Raw genomic sequence first — 15,833 nt, 5'->3', positions numbered from 1 at the left:
TTATCGGGCAGCCATATGTCTGAGTGACGTTAGCGCCGCAAATCTATTATTCGGTTGTTACGCTAATGATGCCCTGAGATAAGCCACTAAAGTTTAGGAGTAGGTATGCAAGAGCAAGACAATCAAGCGCCAGTTGTAGACAGCACTACTGTAGACGCTGACGCACCAGTAGTAACAGAGACGGCAGCGCCAGTCGTAGAGCCGGAACCTGAGATCGAGCGTGAGTCCATGGAGTTCGATGTCATCATCGTTGGTGGTGGACCTGCAGGTCTCTCTGCGGCTATTCGTTTACGTCAGCTCGCTATTGAAGCCGGTAACGATGAATTTATGGTGTGTGTGGTCGAAAAAGGCTCCGAGTTTGGTGCCCATACCTTATCAGGTGCAGTCATCGAACCACGCGCTCTAAACGAGCTGATTCCAGACTGGAAAGAAAAAGGCGCACCGCTTAACGTACCAGCGACGGAAGATCGGTTTTATTATCTAAACTCTGCCACACGTTCAACTCAAGTACCGCACTCATTGATTCCAGGCCCAATGCATAATGACGGTAACTACATTGTCTCATTAGGCAATGTGGTTCGTTGGTTGGCTGTACAGGCAGAAGAGCTTGAAGTGATGATGTTCCCAGGATTCCCTGCCGATGACATCTTATACAATGACGATGGTTCGGTAAAAGGGATTTTGACTGGTGATATGGGTGTGGCTGCCAACGGCGAAGCCAAGCCTAGCTTTGAGCCTGGCTATGAGCTGCTGGCCAAATACACTATTTTTGCCGAAGGCAGCCGTGGTCACTTGGGAAAACGCTTAATCAGTCGTTTTGATCTAGATAAAGACTCTGATCCTCAGCATTATGGTATCGGTCTAAAAGAGCTGTGGGAAGTCGAGCCTGATAAGCATGAGCAAGGCGTGGTCATGCACGGTCTTGGCTGGCCGTTGACCGAAACCGGCTCAACTGGCGGATGGTGGTTGTACTTCGATGAAAACAACCAAGTGAGCTTTGGCTTAGTGGCGGATCTGTCTTATCACAACCCTTACATGTCGCCATTTGATGAGATGCAGCGCTTGAAGACCCATCCTGTTATCAAGCGTGTTCTAGAAGGTGGTAAGCGTATTTCTTATGGCGCACGTGCTTTGACTAAAGGCGGGCTTAACTCATTACCAAAATTCACATTCCCAGGCGGTGTGTTGGTGGGTGATGATGCTGGTTTCTTGAACCCCGCAAAAATCAAAGGCACCCATACCTCGATGAAGTCAGGCATGCTCGCCGCCGAAGCGATCTTTGAGGCGCTACAGGCAGAGCGTCAGCATGACGAAGTCGTTGCTTATAGCACCATGTACAAAGAATCATGGCTCTATCAAGACAACTATGAGGCACGCAACTTCTCTCCTGCAATCCACCGCATGGGTCTGTTTATGGGCGGTGCTTTCACCTTTATCGAGCACAACTTATTAAAAGGCAAAATGCCACTGACCTTGCATGATAGTGTACCAGATTACGATCAGTTAGAGCGCGCCAACCATGCTTATCAGCCGACTTATCTCAAGCCTGATGGCAAGCTGGTGTTTGATAAATTGTCATCGGTATTCATCTCAAATACCAACCATGCAGAGGATCAACCAACGCATCTGAAGCTGACTGATCCAACCGTGCCTATCTCTATCAACTTACCGCTCTATGCTGAGCCTGCACGCTTGTATTGTCCAGCGGGTGTATATGAAGTGGTCAAAGATGCTGAAGGCGCCAAATTCGTCATCAATGCGCAGAACTGCGTGCATTGTAAAACATGTGACATCAAGGACCCATCACAGAACATCACGTGGGTAACCCCAGAAGGTGGCGGTGGCCCTAACTATCCAAACATGTAAAAGATGATGTTACATCATAAATATCAATAAAAACCGCTCTTCTCTGTATAAAGAGAAGAGCGGTTTTTTCGTTTAAGCAGACTATAGTCAATCAATATTAAAAGTGGTACAAGGCAGACGAGTGCAAGTACTACAGTAGTAGGCTAAACGAGTCTAACGCTGTAACGCTTTAATAGTGGTTCGACTATATGTTGACCTACTACTTATAACTCTAAACTCTCTGACAATAGAATCTAATCCATCCAAGCATGACGATTGGCCTCGTCTTTCGGCTTCACACAACTGTCAGGATTAAAGATGGTTTTCCGTTCTATAAGCTGATTTTACAATCAGCACAATCGCTGCTGAGAGTTGGCTACAGTGAGCCATGTCTTAAAAACATCATGATGACTGCTTGATGGTTATTGTTCACTGCACAAAGACAAAGGCCATTGCTGAAGTACAGTCTAGCGATAAGTGGCGGTATTTTGACTAAAGCGCAGCTATTTCTTTCAGCTTATCTCTTTTTTACCTATTCTATGAACCATAAAATCTATACATTCAATTTATTGCTGCTATTTCATAACCGTATTCATTTGTATCCATACACAATAATTAACTTTTGTTTTACTAAATAGTGGATATCACCTTTATTTCAATTAAAAATACGATATTAGTAATAATTTGCCTACAATGTCCGATTACCGTTATACTCGAATCCACATGAGGACAAGATCATTATTGGGATAAAAAATATTAGCAATCAGCCATATTTTTTAGCATTTTACATCACCATGAAGGTTGTGGATTTAACAAAATTGACATATAACTGTCCATATATCCGATATTTACTGTGGGTAAAACATTACCTGTTTGATACTGAGTAGTTGTATTTATACATATTTTGTTACAAAAAGCTTGTGAAATATACTTATTGTGAATTACTGAGATTTTGTATATATTCCCAATAGGGTTTAGATGATTGATGCTTATAGTATCGATATAACTCTATTATGGCGTACACGTTTGGATCATTACCCAATGACGTTCTACCATAACCATCATGGTGATATAACCACCATGTGAACGAGCCATACTCTCTTTTGTCAAGAAGACAAGAGTTAAAAAAGACAGCGGATTGTCTCTCTTCGGCACCACTCCCTCTTTTTTTCATGATGATGGCAATAGCGTTAAGCACTGATTGGCCAATCGCCGCATGCTTACGCGTAATAATGACCATGTACGACCTGTAATCGTTTGTCTATCTACTGTTTTTAGTCACCACAAGTGTGCTAAAAATATAACAAGCGTTATCCACTTGTTGGTTTGATCGGCCATTTGATCGCTTGGTTTGTATCTAATCTATATACCGTTAATAGCTTCTACAATCAGATTGGGTGTTATTAACAAAGTATTGGTACACATCATCATTGAATGGCTATCGCCAACCACTCACCCTGTTTTATGTAAGACAAAAGGAGTTGTCCTATGAAAAACCATGATGATCCCTCTGGATATTGGCGTGCCAATGTGCGGCTGATTTTAGGTTGCCTAGTCGTTTGGGCGCTGTGTTCCTATGGCTTTGCTATTTTGCTACGGCCTTTATTGGCGGGCATCGCCATTGGCGGTACTGATCTGGGCTTCTGGTTTGCGCAGCAAGGCTCTATTGCGATCTTTATTATCATCATCTTTTTTTACGCGTGGCGTATGAATAAGTTGGATAAACAATATGGCCTAGACGAGGAATAGCCTTATGAGTCAATTTGTAATTAATATTATCTTTGTGGGGCTGTCTTTCGCGCTATATTTTGGGATTGCGATTTGGGCGCGTGCAGGGTCGACCAGCGATTTTTATGTGGCAGGTGGCGGTGTACACCCCGTACTCAATGGTATGGCAACAGGCGCAGACTGGATGAGTGCAGCGTCATTTATTTCTATGGCAGGTCTACTCGCGGCAGGCGGCTACGGTGCGTCTTCTTATTTGATGGGCTGGACAGGTGGCTATGTGCTACTGGCCATGCTACTGGCACCTTACTTGCGCAAGTTTGGTAAATTTACGGTTCCTGATTTTATTGGGGACCGTTTTTATTCTAAGACCGCAGCCATGGTAGCAGTTGCTTGTTTGATTATTGCGTCAACCACCTATGTTATCGGTCAGATGACGGGTGCAGGCGTGGCATTTTCGCGCTTTTTGGAAGTCGATAACAACACAGGTTTGATTATTGCAGCATTTGTGGTGTTCTTTTACGCGGTACTTGGCGGTATGAAAGGGATTACCTATACGCAGGTGGCGCAGTATGTGGTATTAATTATCGCCTATACCATTCCTGCGGTCTTTATCTCGCTTGAATTGACGGGCAACCCGATCCCTGGGTTTGGTATGTTCTCAACTCATACAGAATCAGGCTTACCGCTATTGACCAAACTTGATCAAGTGGTGACAGATTTAGGCTTTGCCTCGTATACCGCTGATGTGCCCAATAAGCTAAATATGGTGCTGTTTACGTTGTCATTGATGATTGGTACAGCAGGCTTGCCGCACGTCATCATTCGCTTTTTTACCGTACCCAAAGTGGCCGATGCGCGCTGGTCAGCGGGTTGGGCATTGGTCTTTATTGCCCTGCTCTACTTCACTGCGCCTGCGGTAGGCTCTATGGCACGTTTGAACTTACTTGATACTATCTACCCACAAGGCGTGAATGAGCCTGCGATCGAGTATGACCAACGTCCAGATTGGATGCGTACATGGGAGCAAACAGGTCTAATCAAATATAACGATCTAAACGGCGATGGCCGCATTCAGATGTATAACGATAGTGGCCTTGGCGCAGCGGAGCTGGCTTTAACCAATGCCGAAACCGAAGGTGGTGATGTTGGCGCAGCTACCACGGCGGTTGACGCCGCTCGCGTCTTACACGATCTTGAAGCTGAAGGCCGCTTTGCTGATGCAGGCTGGGCAGGTAACGAGCTAGATGTCAATAACGATATCTTAGTATTGGCAAACCCAGAGATTGCGCAGCTACCACCATGGGTGGTTGGACTGATCGCAGCAGGTGGTCTGGCCGCGGCACTATCAACCGCCGCAGGTCTACTGCTCGCCATCTCATCAGCCATTAGTCATGACTTGATCAAAGGTCACTTTAACCCCAATATCACGGATAAAGGCGAGCTGATGGCGGCGCGTATCTCGATGGGTGTCGCGATTTTGATCGCCACATGGTTGGGTATGAACCCACCAGGCTTTGCCGCTCAGGTGGTAGCACTGGCCTTTGGTATCGCAGGGGCGTCGCTCTTCCCTGCCTTGATGATGGGTATTTTCTCAAAACGCATCAATAATGTCGGCGCGATTGCCGGTATGCTCACAGGCCTATTTACCACTTTGGTCTATATCTTTATGTACAAAGGCTGGTTCTTTATCGCTGGTACGGCCAACCTACCTGATACGGCTGAATACTGGATTCTTGGTGTCTCGCCACTGTCATTCGGCGCGATTGGCGCGCTATTGAACTTTGCGGTTGCCTTTGCAGTCTCTTACGGTACCAAAGCGCCTCCAAGAGAGATTCAAGAGTTGGTCGAAAGTGTCCGTTACCCACGCGGCGCAGGTGGTGCGATTGATCATTAAGCCGACTTTCGCTTTTATCTGTTAAGATGATCATCACTCATGAGCCATAGCTGCTTGTGGGTGATTTTTTATGGTATCACTGCTTGATTGATGAATTAACCAACTGACACATTGACCCACCGCTTTGAGGATTTATTTTATGATTTATGAGTTTATTGCGACCATCGCTGCTGGGTTTGGTATGGCTGGGTTGGCACTGATTATCACACATTTGAGCAAACTGGCAGGAAAGCGTGCGCCCAAGTGGCTGATTCCATTGTTTGCTGCCATCGGTATTTTTGCGTTTCAGATTCATCAAGAATACAACTGGTACGATCAGCAAGTGGTTCAGCTGCCAGAGGGTGTCACCGTCGTCAAAAAAATCGAGGATACCGCTTGGTTTCGACCTTGGTCTTACCTAAAGCCTCAGACCGTGCGCTTTATGGCTGTTGACAACGAACGTGCGCGCAGTGCCGATCAGGGTCTATATTTGGTCAATTTATATTTGTTTGAACGGCGTATGAGTGTACAGCAGATACCACAAGTGATTGATTGCCGTGCGCCTGCACGTGCCGATTATAGGATACCTGTAGCCAAAGATCGTGAGCTTGGCTTGAGAGAATATGTGGCAAATACCACCCAATGGCGACCGCTAACTACTGACGATCCTTTGTTTTTGAGTGTTTGTCAGTAAAACCAGTAAAACCACACCATGACAAGATGGTTAAATCAGCAGCCTTAAGCACTTATTGATGGCGACTGACACTGGTATAGTGATGCTTGGAAGTTGCGCCCAGCAGTAACCCTGCGCACAATCCCCCAAAATGTGCGGCAAAAGAGACTCCCGGCTGCGGCATCAGACCTTGCTTGATGGTCAGCCAGTAACCTGTTCCCATGATAATACAGGCCAATAAATAGCCCCAACGCCGCGCAAATAATGCGCCGCCTATCATGTAACCAAACATCGCAAAACATAATCCTGATGCACCGATATGAATAGAGGATGGTGACCCAATCACCCAAGTAACCAATCCTGAAGCGATGACCAGTTTGATAATGGTACGGTAAGCGTTTTTCTCAAATAATCCGAACAAAAACAAAATTTGTAGTAGTGTTACTGTGTTGCCAATTAAGTGTGACAAGTTGCCATGCATCGTCCATGAGGCGAATACTCCGATCATGCTACCCACATCTAACGCGCGCGGTACAATTCCAAAGATATTCCACAGTCCAAATAGCACGCTTTCATTCAGAAAAAACATGCCCCACATCGGTATGAGTACAAAAGCGTATAAACCAACAACCTGCTTTATTCGCGCCACAATCAAGTTGAGCAATTGCTGCCAATTCATATACCATCCTATTGTTTAAATTTCGCTTATCTGTACATGCTCAATGATTTACTACAAATAGTGGGCGCACAGCAGGCTTGAATGACAATAATGTTGCATCTTTATCGTTAGTTAGATAGCTATCACCGTGCAGTAACGACGTCGAACGATAAGGAACCAAGGCTGTAGGTATAAATCGACGTGCTGCATCGATATGCTTGATTGAATCATCAAAGAATATATGCGGTGCAAATGTCCTAAGCACTGCTGTTTTTTCCAGCCCTCCTAAAAAAAATGCCATATCGACATTCACGCCCCACTCTCGCAGCGTTTTAATAGCGCGCAAATCAGCAGGTGCATTACGGGCGGTCACAAGCGCAATTTTGATTGGCGAATACTGTAAACCAGCCGGTAAACGTTCCTGTAAATTTGACAGTTTGATCAATAGCTCAGCGTAAGGGCCTTTTTCAATCGGTAAATCACGCATTTTTACTTCACGATCGTGAAAAGCTCGTAGCCCCTTTTGCTTATAGAGTAACTCGCCAGAATCATCAAACAATACCGCATCGCCATCGAAGGCAATACGTAGCTGATCCGTATCTAACTTATAGGTATTGACAGGAGTAGCGTCTAATATGGCACAGGCACAGATATTGGCATCCGCCACTTGCTGCGCATCTTCGCGATTGGTCGTCAAAAACAGATCGACATTAAAATCTTTGATATATGGAGCGACAGGACTTCCGGATACAAAGGCGGAACGTGAAATATTCAAACCGTTGTCACGAATGGCATTGAGCACTTGAATGCCAGTATCAGGACTGCTCTTTGAGACGATGACGACTTCCACAAGTGGCGACTCAGTCGTTAAATCCGCTGATAGACAGTCGTTACAGTAATTATTTAGATTGAGCAGTGCTTTGATTAATGGATATCCTGCACCACTATCTAATGGCTGATCTTCACGCTTCGCCATATAATCGCGAAACTCCTTTACTGCCTCGTCAGGGCGCTGCTGTAGTAGCTGTAAAAGGTGGTTCTCAGACTCCGTTAAATCAAACAATGCTGTCGCTGATATAGCCACTATTAAAGTATTGGTTAAATCGACTGCCATATTATCCGTTCTCTATTCTAAGCATGGTATTGGTTAATGCTCATCAGTTTAGCAACTAAACCTCAGTAGGTAAGTAAGATTTTTATTATTGGCTACTCTTTAATAGTAATCCCTTTTGTACTGATAATGTACTGATAATTTATTAAATAATACTTAATTATCGTTATTACCTATTAATATAAATTATATAATACTATTGAAATATACCCCTTTGGCCTCAAATAAATAGCTAAGAGTAATAAATCAATGCTCACCAACAGATATTAAAAAATCAGGAAAGAATAATGAATAATACTGTAGCGAATAGCAAAAAAGACACCGTTACCCAATCGCGTCAAATCGAGCAGCTTTTTGCTGGGGTTGATACCCAAGACGGTGCTGGTGTTAAACTCACTCGCGTACTGACGCAGCAGCTGCAACAGCGCCTCGATCCGTACTTGATGCTAGATAACTTCAAAAGTGACAATCCAGATGATTATGTCGCAGGGTTCCCCAATCACCCGCATCGCGGCTTTGAAACCATTACTTATATGATTACAGGCCGTATGCGTCATCGTGATAGCGCGGGTAACGAAGGGCTATTACAGAACGGCGGCGTGCAGTGGATGACAGCGGCGAGCGGTGTTATTCATTCAGAGCTACCGGAACAAGAAGACGGCGCGATGGAAGGCTTTCAGCTGTGGCTTAATCTACCTGCCAAAGATAAAATGAATAATCCGTGGTATAAAGACTTCCAAAGTGAGGACTTGCCTAAATACACAACTGTAGATGGCGTAGACGTTACGGTAATCGCAGGTAGATCGCATGGCGTAGAAGGTGCAGTCACCCGCGATATTACTGAGCCGACGTATTTGGATATTCATCTACCTGCAGGGACTAGCTTTAACCAAGCCATTCCAGCCGATCACAATGCGTTTGCCTTTGTGTACCGCGGTACGGTGGATATTGCAGGCGAAACCGTGCTGACTAAAAACATGGCTATCTTGAAAAATGACGAAGATGCCGACGGTGTTACAATCACAGCCGATAGTAGTGAGGATACCAAAGTAATCTTAATCACGGGCCGCCCACTACGCGAGCCGATTGTGCAATACGGTCCCTTTGTCATGAACAGTCAGCAAGAAATCATGCAAGCGGTCACTGACTTCCAAAGTGGTAAGTTTGGTGAAGGGGCTTGATGGCTAGGCTAGTTTGTTAGATACTTTACTGGATGTTAAAGCCCATATTAGTTTCCTAATATGGGCTTTTTTGGTGGGAGAGATTCTGGCTTTAGTTATTTATGGTCATTACTAAACGTCAATTATCGTAAGACGTGAATTGAATACTGAATTTCTTAGAACACTGAAGCTAATCGTAGAGAGTAGATAATATACCGATCATATAAAGTAGCTTAAAATACAGCAGTTAGGGTTTAATTTTCAGCTTATTTTTTAGACTTAATGGCTATTTTAAGTTATATGTAAAACTTTCATACTGCATAGTTTCTTTATTTATGCATATCTACTATCTGTATGATCTGCTTTCTGCGCTCATCCGTTATAAACTTACAGTCATTTAGCAGTTTTATTATAGGTAATAACCTACCATGATAATACAAAATCGTTGGCGAGAACTTGCCTGAATGATTGCTACTATAGTCCTGGAGTATTTCTACCATACTTTCTGTAACTTCGGTCAAAGAATAGACATATGACCAAACCACTGAACCCTCTTGTTGTGCAGTATTTACAAACTCTACATAGCTATCACTCCAACTCAAAGGATTATCTAACCGAGCGCTTTCGATACACATATGAAATATTTTCAATCTAGGCTGTGTTCTTTCTTCAGAAATAACACAATCTAATAAGAATGAAATTTGGACTTCTGCATTCGCAAGAACTGATAATGTTTCATTATCTTGAGTTTGCTGTCTCGTCAACTCTAAGTCATCAGCAGCAATTTTTGCTGTTCTCGCTAAGTAAGTAACTGATTCTTTAAATTCCAGTATTTGAGAAGTCAAAGTCTTATATAACATTATAATAGCAAGCAAAGCTATAAGTGGACTTAGAACCCCACCAAAAAAAGAGCCAAATTCAGCCCAAGAAGTATGTTCTAAAGAGAAGTTAGTACCGAAAAAGTAAATATACACAAAAGTTATAATCGTAATTAGTACTAGTCCTGACACGGGAATCCACACTGTATTATTATTTTCCATTTACGAATACATCCTCTTCAAATGAGTAATTTGAACTTATTATATTTATTTTTGATATTTTATCTTTATAGCTTAAAAATTCAGATTGCATTATGCACTGTATAAGATATCTATATAATGTAATATTCAAAACTATTAAGCAATCTTTCTAATCTCTAAACAATCAGATAAAAAAAGCCCCCTTAACAATTAAGTTAAGGGGGCTAATCAGGAATAAGGAGCTGACGATGACCTACTCTCACATGGGCAAACCACACTACCATTGGCGCAACGATGTTTCACTTCTGAGTTCGGGAAGGGATCAGGTGGTGCCATCGCGCTATTGTCGTCAGCAAAGGGGGTTAGATATGAGTCTGTTTGTGTGACTTTTAATAAGTACCACTTACCCTAACTGAATCAAGGTTAACGGTGATATCGAAATATTCTGTCTGTTTCTATAGCCTAGGCTATATAAGATAGATTAATTAGACTTGATACAAACCACTTGGGTGTTGTATGGTCAAGCCAAACGAGCAATTAGTACAGGTTAGCTACACACATCACTGTGCTTCCACACCCTGCCTATCAACGTCCTAGTCTTGAACGGCTCTTTGGGGAAATCTAATCTTGAGGTGGGCTTCCCGCTTAGATGCTTTCAGCGGTTATCCCATCCGAACGTAGCTACCGGGCAATGCCATTGGCATGACAACCCGAACACCAGTGGTTCGTCCACTCTGGTCCTCTCGTACTAGGAGCAGATCCTCTCAAATTTCCAACGCCCACGGTAGATAGGGACCGAACTGTCTCACGACGTTCTAAACCCAGCTCGCGTACCTCTTTAAATGGCGAACAGCCATACCCTTGGGACCTGCTTCAGCCCTAGGATGAGATGAGCCGACATCGAGGTGCCAAACACCGCCGTCGATATGAACTCTTGGGCGGTATCAGCCTGTTATCCCCAGAGTACCTTTTATCCGTTGAGCGATGGCCCTTCCATACAGAACCACCGGATCACTAAGACCTACTTTCGTACCTGCTCGACTTGTGGGTCTCGCAGTTAAGCGCGCTTTTGCCTTTATACTCTTCGACCGATTTCCGACCGGTCTGAGCGCACCTTCGTACTCCTCCGTTACTCTTTAGGAGGAGACCGCCCCAGTCAAACTACCCACCATACATTGTCCTCGGTATTGTGATACCTGAGTTAGAACCCCAACATGACCATGGTGGTATTTCAAGGATGGCTCCACCAAGACTGGCGTCTCGGTTTCAAAGCCTCCCACCTATCCTGCACAAGTCAGGTCAAAGTTCAATGTAAAGCTGTAGTAAAGGTTCACGGGGTCTTTCCGTCTAGCCGCGGGTACACAGCATCTTCACTGCGATTTCGATTTCACTGAGTCTCTGCTGGAGACAGCGCTGCCATCATTATGTCATTCGTGCAGGTCGGAACTTACCCGACAAGGAATTTCGCTACCTTAGGACCGTTATAGTTACGGCCGCCGTTTACTGGGGCTTCGATCAAGACCTTCGCTTACGCTAAGCCCATCAATTAACCTTCCAGCACCGGGCAGACATCACACCCTATACGTCCACTTTCGTGTTTGCAGAGTGCTGTGTTTTTAATAAACAGTTGCAGCAGCTCGGTATCTGCGACTGCCAGCAGCTCAAGGAGCAAGTCCTATCACCACCAACAGCGTACCTTCTCCCGAAGTTACGGTACCATTTTGCCTAGTTCCTTCAGCAGAGTTCTCTCAAGCGCCTTGGTATTCTCTACCTGATCACCTGTGTCGGTTTAGGGTACGATTCGTTTATAACTATTGCTTAGAAGCTTTTCCCGAAGCATGGTATTTGCCACTTCGCTGTACATGTACAGCTTGCTATCAGATCTCGGTATAGAATAGCCCGGATTTACCTAAGCTATAAACCTACATCCTTTCACCGACAACCAACGCCAGTCTGACATAACCTTCTCCGTCCCTCCATCGCATTATAAACAAGTATCGGAATATTAACCGATTTCCCATCGACTACGCCTTTCGGCCTCGCCTTAGGGGTCGACTCACCCAGCCCCGATTAACGTTGGACTGGAACCCTTGATCTTCCGGCGTGGATGCTTTTCACACCCATTATCGTTACTCACGTCAGCATTCGCTCTTGTGATACCTCCAGCATGCTTTACAACACACCTTCACAGGCTTACACAACGCTCCCTACCACTTGAAAACAAATTCAAATCCGCAGCTTCGGCTCCTAGTTTGAGCCCCGTTACATCTTCCGCGCGGGCCGACTCGACTAGTGAGCTATTACGCTTTCTTTAAAGGATGGCTGCTTCTAAGCCAACCTCCTAGCTGTCTATGCCTTCCCACCTCGTTTCCCACTTAACTAGGAATTTGGGGCCTTAGCTGGCGGTCTGGGTTGTTTCCCTCTCCACGATGGACGTTAGCACCCACCGTGTGTCTCCCGGATATCACTCATCGGTATTCGGAGTTTGCATCGGTTTGGTAAGTCGGTATGACCCCCTAGCCGAAACAGTGCTCTACCCCCAATGGTGTTCGTCCGAGGCGCTACCTAAATAGCTTTCGGGGAGAACCAGCTATCACCGAGTTTGATTAGCCTTTCACCCCTATCCACAAGTCATCCCCTGGCTTTTCAACGACAGTGGGTTCGGTCCTCCGGTGCCTGTTACGGCACTTTCAACCTGCTCATGGATAGATCACTCGGTTTCGGGTCTATACCCTGCAACTAGTCGCCCTATTAAGACTCGGTTTCCCTACGGCTCCCCTAAACGGTTAACCTTGCTACAGAATATAAGTCGCTGACCCATTATACAAAAGGTACGCGGTCACCCAACAAGTGGGCTCCCACTGCTTGTACGCACACGGTTTCAGGTTCTATTTCACTCCCCTCACAGGGGTTCTTTTCGCCTTTCCCTCACGGTACTGGTTCACTATCGGTCAGTCAGGAGTATTTAGCCTTGGAGGATGGTCCCCCCATCTTCAAACAGGATTTCTCGTGCCCCGCTCTACTTAATATGTTAACGCTAATGTTTCGAATACAGGACTATCACCTACTATGGTCAGCTTTCCCACGCTGTTCTTCTACATTAGCATTAATCGGCTTCTCCCCGTTCGCTCGCCGCTACTAGGGAATCTCAATTGATGTCTTTTCCTAAGGGTACTGAGATGTTTCACTTCCCCTCGTTCGCTTCCTAATAAATTAGGATACCTACCTTATGGTAAGTGGGTTTCCCCATTCAGAAATCTCCGGATCACAGGATATTGCCGCCTCCCCGAAGCTTATCGCAGGCTGTCACGTCTTTCATCGCCTCTGACTGCCAAGGCATCCACCATGTGCGCTTCATTACTTGACCATACAACCCCAAGTAGTCTTTCGACTTCTATGTGTCATACAATCTAATTATGATAACGATATCACCTATGTTTATACGCTTGATTCAGTTCTCTTTACTTTTTTAATAACTCACCCCTGGGATAACAAACAATGTCGTTAAGAGGTGAGTTATTAAGGTTAAGATGGGCGCGTGAATACGCTCATCCTAACCCAGACTCATATCTATGTTTTTAAATAGTTCCTATGCTCTCGTCGAGTCATAGTTTTCTGTATAAAACAGAAAGAAGTAATCGTGTGCAAATCACTTGTTTCTATTTGATACCTATTTTATTTAGCACGCTAAGCTTAGCTGTATGTAGTGGTGGAGCCAAACGGAGTCGAACCGTTGACCTCCTGCGTGCAAGGCAGGCGCTCTACCAACTGAGCTATGGCCCCTGAGCGAGGATACAATCGAAGCACTGCTTCGATCCGAGCGCAAGAGGAAATCCCTTAAAGCGGATTTACTTAGGGCTCTTTCACCTACATTTAATAATGGTGGGTCTAAGTGGACTCGAACCACTGACCCCCGCGTTATCAACACGGTGCTCTAACCAGCTGAGCTACAGACCCTAATACGTCCTAAAACGTAAGCTTAAACTAAAGAACAACTTGTTGTGAATTCTTGCTGAGCGAATGCTGTCTATAAGGAGGTGATCCAGCCGCAGGTTCCCCTACGGCTACCTTGTTACGACTTCACCCCAGTCATCAACCACACCGTGGTGATCGCCCTCACTAAGTTAGGCTAACCACTTCTGGTGCAATCAACTCCCATGGTGTGACGGGCGGTGTGTACAAGGCCCGGAACGTAGTCACCGCGGCATTCTGATCCGCGATTACTAGCGATTCCTACTTCATGGAGTCGAGTTGCAGACTCCAATCTGGACTACGATAGGCTTTTTGAGATTCGCATCACATCGCTGTGTAGCTGCCCTCTGTACCTACCATTGTAGCACGTGTGTAGCCCTGGTCGTAAGGGCCATGATGACTGACTTGACGTCGTCCCCGCCTTCCTCCAGTTTGTCACTGGCAGTATCCTTAGAGTTCCCACCCGAAGTGCTGGTAACTAAGGACAAGGGTTGCGCTCGTTGCGGGACTTAACCCAACATCTCACGACACGAGCTGACGACAGCCATGCAGCACCTGTATCACAATTCCCGAAGGCACTCTCATATCTCTACAAGATTCTGTGTATGTCAAGACCAGGTAAGGTTCTTCGCGTTGCATCGAATTAAACCACATGCTCCACCGCTTGTGCGGGCCCCCGTCAATTCATTTGAGTTTTAACCTTGCGGCCGTACTCCCCAGGCGGTCTACTTATTGCGTTAGCTGCGTCACTAAGTCCTCAAGGGACCCAACGACTAGTAGACATCGTTTACGGCGTGGACTACCAGGGTATCTAATCCTGTTTGCTACCCACGCTTTCGAGCCTCAGTGTCAGTATGATGCCAGGAAGCTGCCTTCGCCATCGGTATTCCTTCAGATCTCTACGCATTTCACCGCTACACCTGAAATTCTACTTCCCTCTCACCTACTCTAGCCTAACAGTTTCAGATGCAGTTCCCAGGTTAAGCCCGGGGATTTCACATCTGACTTATCAAGCCACCTACGCTCGCTTTACGCCCAGTAATTCCGATTAACGCTTGCACCCTCTGTATTACCGCGGCTGCTGGCACAGAGTTAGCCGGTGCTTATTCTGCAGCTAATGTCATCGTCCCCGGGTATTAACCGAAGAGTCTTCTTCACTGCTTAAAGTGCTTTACAACCAAAAGGCCTTCTTCACACACGCGGCATGGCTGGATCAGGGTTCCCCCCATTGTCCAATATTCCCCACTGCTGCCTCCCGTAGGAGTCCGGGCCGTGTCTCAGTCCCGGTGTGGCTGATCATCCTCTCAGACCAGCTACAGATCGTCGCCATGGTAGGCCTTTACCCCACCATCTAGCTAATCCGACTTAGGCTCATCTAATAGCGCAAGGTCTAATGATCCCCTGCTTTCTCCCGTAGGACGTATGCGGTATTAATTCGAGTTTCCCGAGCTATCCCCCACTACTAGGTAGATTCCTAAGTATTACTCACCCGTCCGCCGCTCGACGCCTGATAGCAAGCTATCATCGTTTCCGCTCGACTTGCATGTGTTAAGCCTGCCGCCAGCGTTCAATCTGAGCCATGATCAAACTCTTCAGTTTAATCTATCTGAAGCCTTTACCTATAAATAGGAAGACGACTTCTAATCTTGGCTCATTTAATCTGGCAAAATCGCTCGTAATTATGTTCGTAATGAATTAACTTTGAGTTTTTCTGCTGTCTTAAATGATAATTTTTATAGTTGGTGTTCTACCAAAAAGATAGTCGATCAACTTTATTTTTTAGCATTCTGAATC

At 45.4% G+C, this 15,833-nt stretch carries 8 protein-coding genes, 2 tRNA genes and 3 rRNA genes; 5 read left to right on the top strand and 8 right to left on the bottom strand.

What is annotated here, in order from left to right:
• Positions 1–228: 228 nt before the first annotated feature.
• The 4 genes from GYK50_RS01465 to GYK50_RS01450 all read left to right on the top strand — a co-directional run bounded on the left by GYK50_RS01465 (position 229) and on the right by GYK50_RS01450 (position 6,140).
• Complete coding sequence (locus tag GYK50_RS01465; protein WP_212564479.1) at positions 229–1,866, top strand: electron transfer flavoprotein-ubiquinone oxidoreductase; 1,638 nt, start codon at positions 229–231, stop codon at positions 1,864–1,866.
• A gap of 1,467 nt (positions 1,867–3,333) precedes the next feature.
• Positions 3,334–3,594 carry a DUF4212 domain-containing protein gene (locus tag GYK50_RS01460; RefSeq protein ID WP_071002865.1) on the top strand — a complete coding sequence of 87 codons (261 nt, stop codon included), beginning with the start codon at positions 3,334–3,336 and terminating at the stop codon, positions 3,592–3,594.
• Between the two features lie 4 nt (positions 3,595–3,598).
• Positions 3,599–5,467: a sodium:solute symporter family protein gene (locus GYK50_RS01455; RefSeq protein ID WP_212564107.1), complete on the top strand. Its 1,869-nt coding sequence runs from the start codon at positions 3,599–3,601 to the stop codon at positions 5,465–5,467.
• A gap of 139 nt (positions 5,468–5,606) precedes the next feature.
• Positions 5,607–6,140 carry a hypothetical protein gene (locus GYK50_RS01450; protein ID WP_093070463.1) on the top strand — a complete coding sequence of 178 codons (534 nt, stop codon included), beginning with the start codon at positions 5,607–5,609 and terminating at the stop codon, positions 6,138–6,140.
• Positions 6,141–6,192: 52 nt separating this feature from the next.
• Here GYK50_RS01450 and GYK50_RS01445 read toward each other — a convergent pair whose 3' ends face one another.
• Positions 6,193–6,798, bottom strand: coding sequence for a rhomboid family intramembrane serine protease (locus GYK50_RS01445; RefSeq protein WP_212564106.1), 606 nt, complete (start codon positions 6,796–6,798; stop codon positions 6,193–6,195).
• A gap of 40 nt (positions 6,799–6,838) precedes the next feature.
• Entirely contained in the window at positions 6,839–7,891 is a 1,053-nt protein-coding gene (locus tag GYK50_RS01440) for a 5'-nucleotidase (RefSeq protein WP_186475376.1), read from the bottom strand.
• Between the two features lie 284 nt (positions 7,892–8,175).
• On the opposite strand from GYK50_RS01440, the gene GYK50_RS01435 reads away from it, so the two are divergent.
• Positions 8,176–9,069, top strand: a complete 894-nt coding sequence (locus tag GYK50_RS01435; protein WP_186475375.1) for a pirin family protein — start codon at positions 8,176–8,178, stop codon at positions 9,067–9,069.
• A gap of 308 nt (positions 9,070–9,377) precedes the next feature.
• Here the strand turns inward: GYK50_RS01435 and GYK50_RS01430 are convergent, their stop codons facing one another.
• From GYK50_RS01430 to GYK50_RS01405, 6 genes are all read right to left on the bottom strand, one after another.
• Positions 9,378–10,088 (bottom strand): hypothetical protein, encoded by a 711-nt coding sequence (locus GYK50_RS01430; RefSeq protein ID WP_186475374.1) that lies wholly within the window; start codon positions 10,086–10,088, stop codon positions 9,378–9,380.
• Between the two features lie 219 nt (positions 10,089–10,307).
• Positions 10,308–10,421, bottom strand: a 5S ribosomal RNA gene (gene rrf / locus GYK50_RS01425).
• Between the two features lie 162 nt (positions 10,422–10,583).
• Positions 10,584–13,434 (bottom strand): 23S ribosomal RNA (locus GYK50_RS01420).
• Positions 13,435–13,774: 340 nt separating this feature from the next.
• A tRNA-Ala gene (locus GYK50_RS01415) sits at positions 13,775–13,850 on the bottom strand.
• A gap of 97 nt (positions 13,851–13,947) precedes the next feature.
• Positions 13,948–14,024, bottom strand: a tRNA-Ile gene (locus GYK50_RS01410).
• A gap of 73 nt (positions 14,025–14,097) precedes the next feature.
• Positions 14,098–15,638 (bottom strand): 16S ribosomal RNA (locus GYK50_RS01405).
• The 16S, 23S and 5S rRNA genes sit together here with 2 tRNA genes alongside, the layout of an rRNA operon.
• Positions 15,639–15,833: the final 195 nt, after the last annotated feature.

This window comes from Psychrobacter pacificensis (assembly GCF_018336615.1).
In the GTDB taxonomy this organism is placed as follows: domain Bacteria; phylum Pseudomonadota; class Gammaproteobacteria; order Pseudomonadales; family Moraxellaceae; genus Psychrobacter; species Psychrobacter pacificensis.
This window is presented reverse-complemented; position numbering and strand designations above follow the sequence as displayed.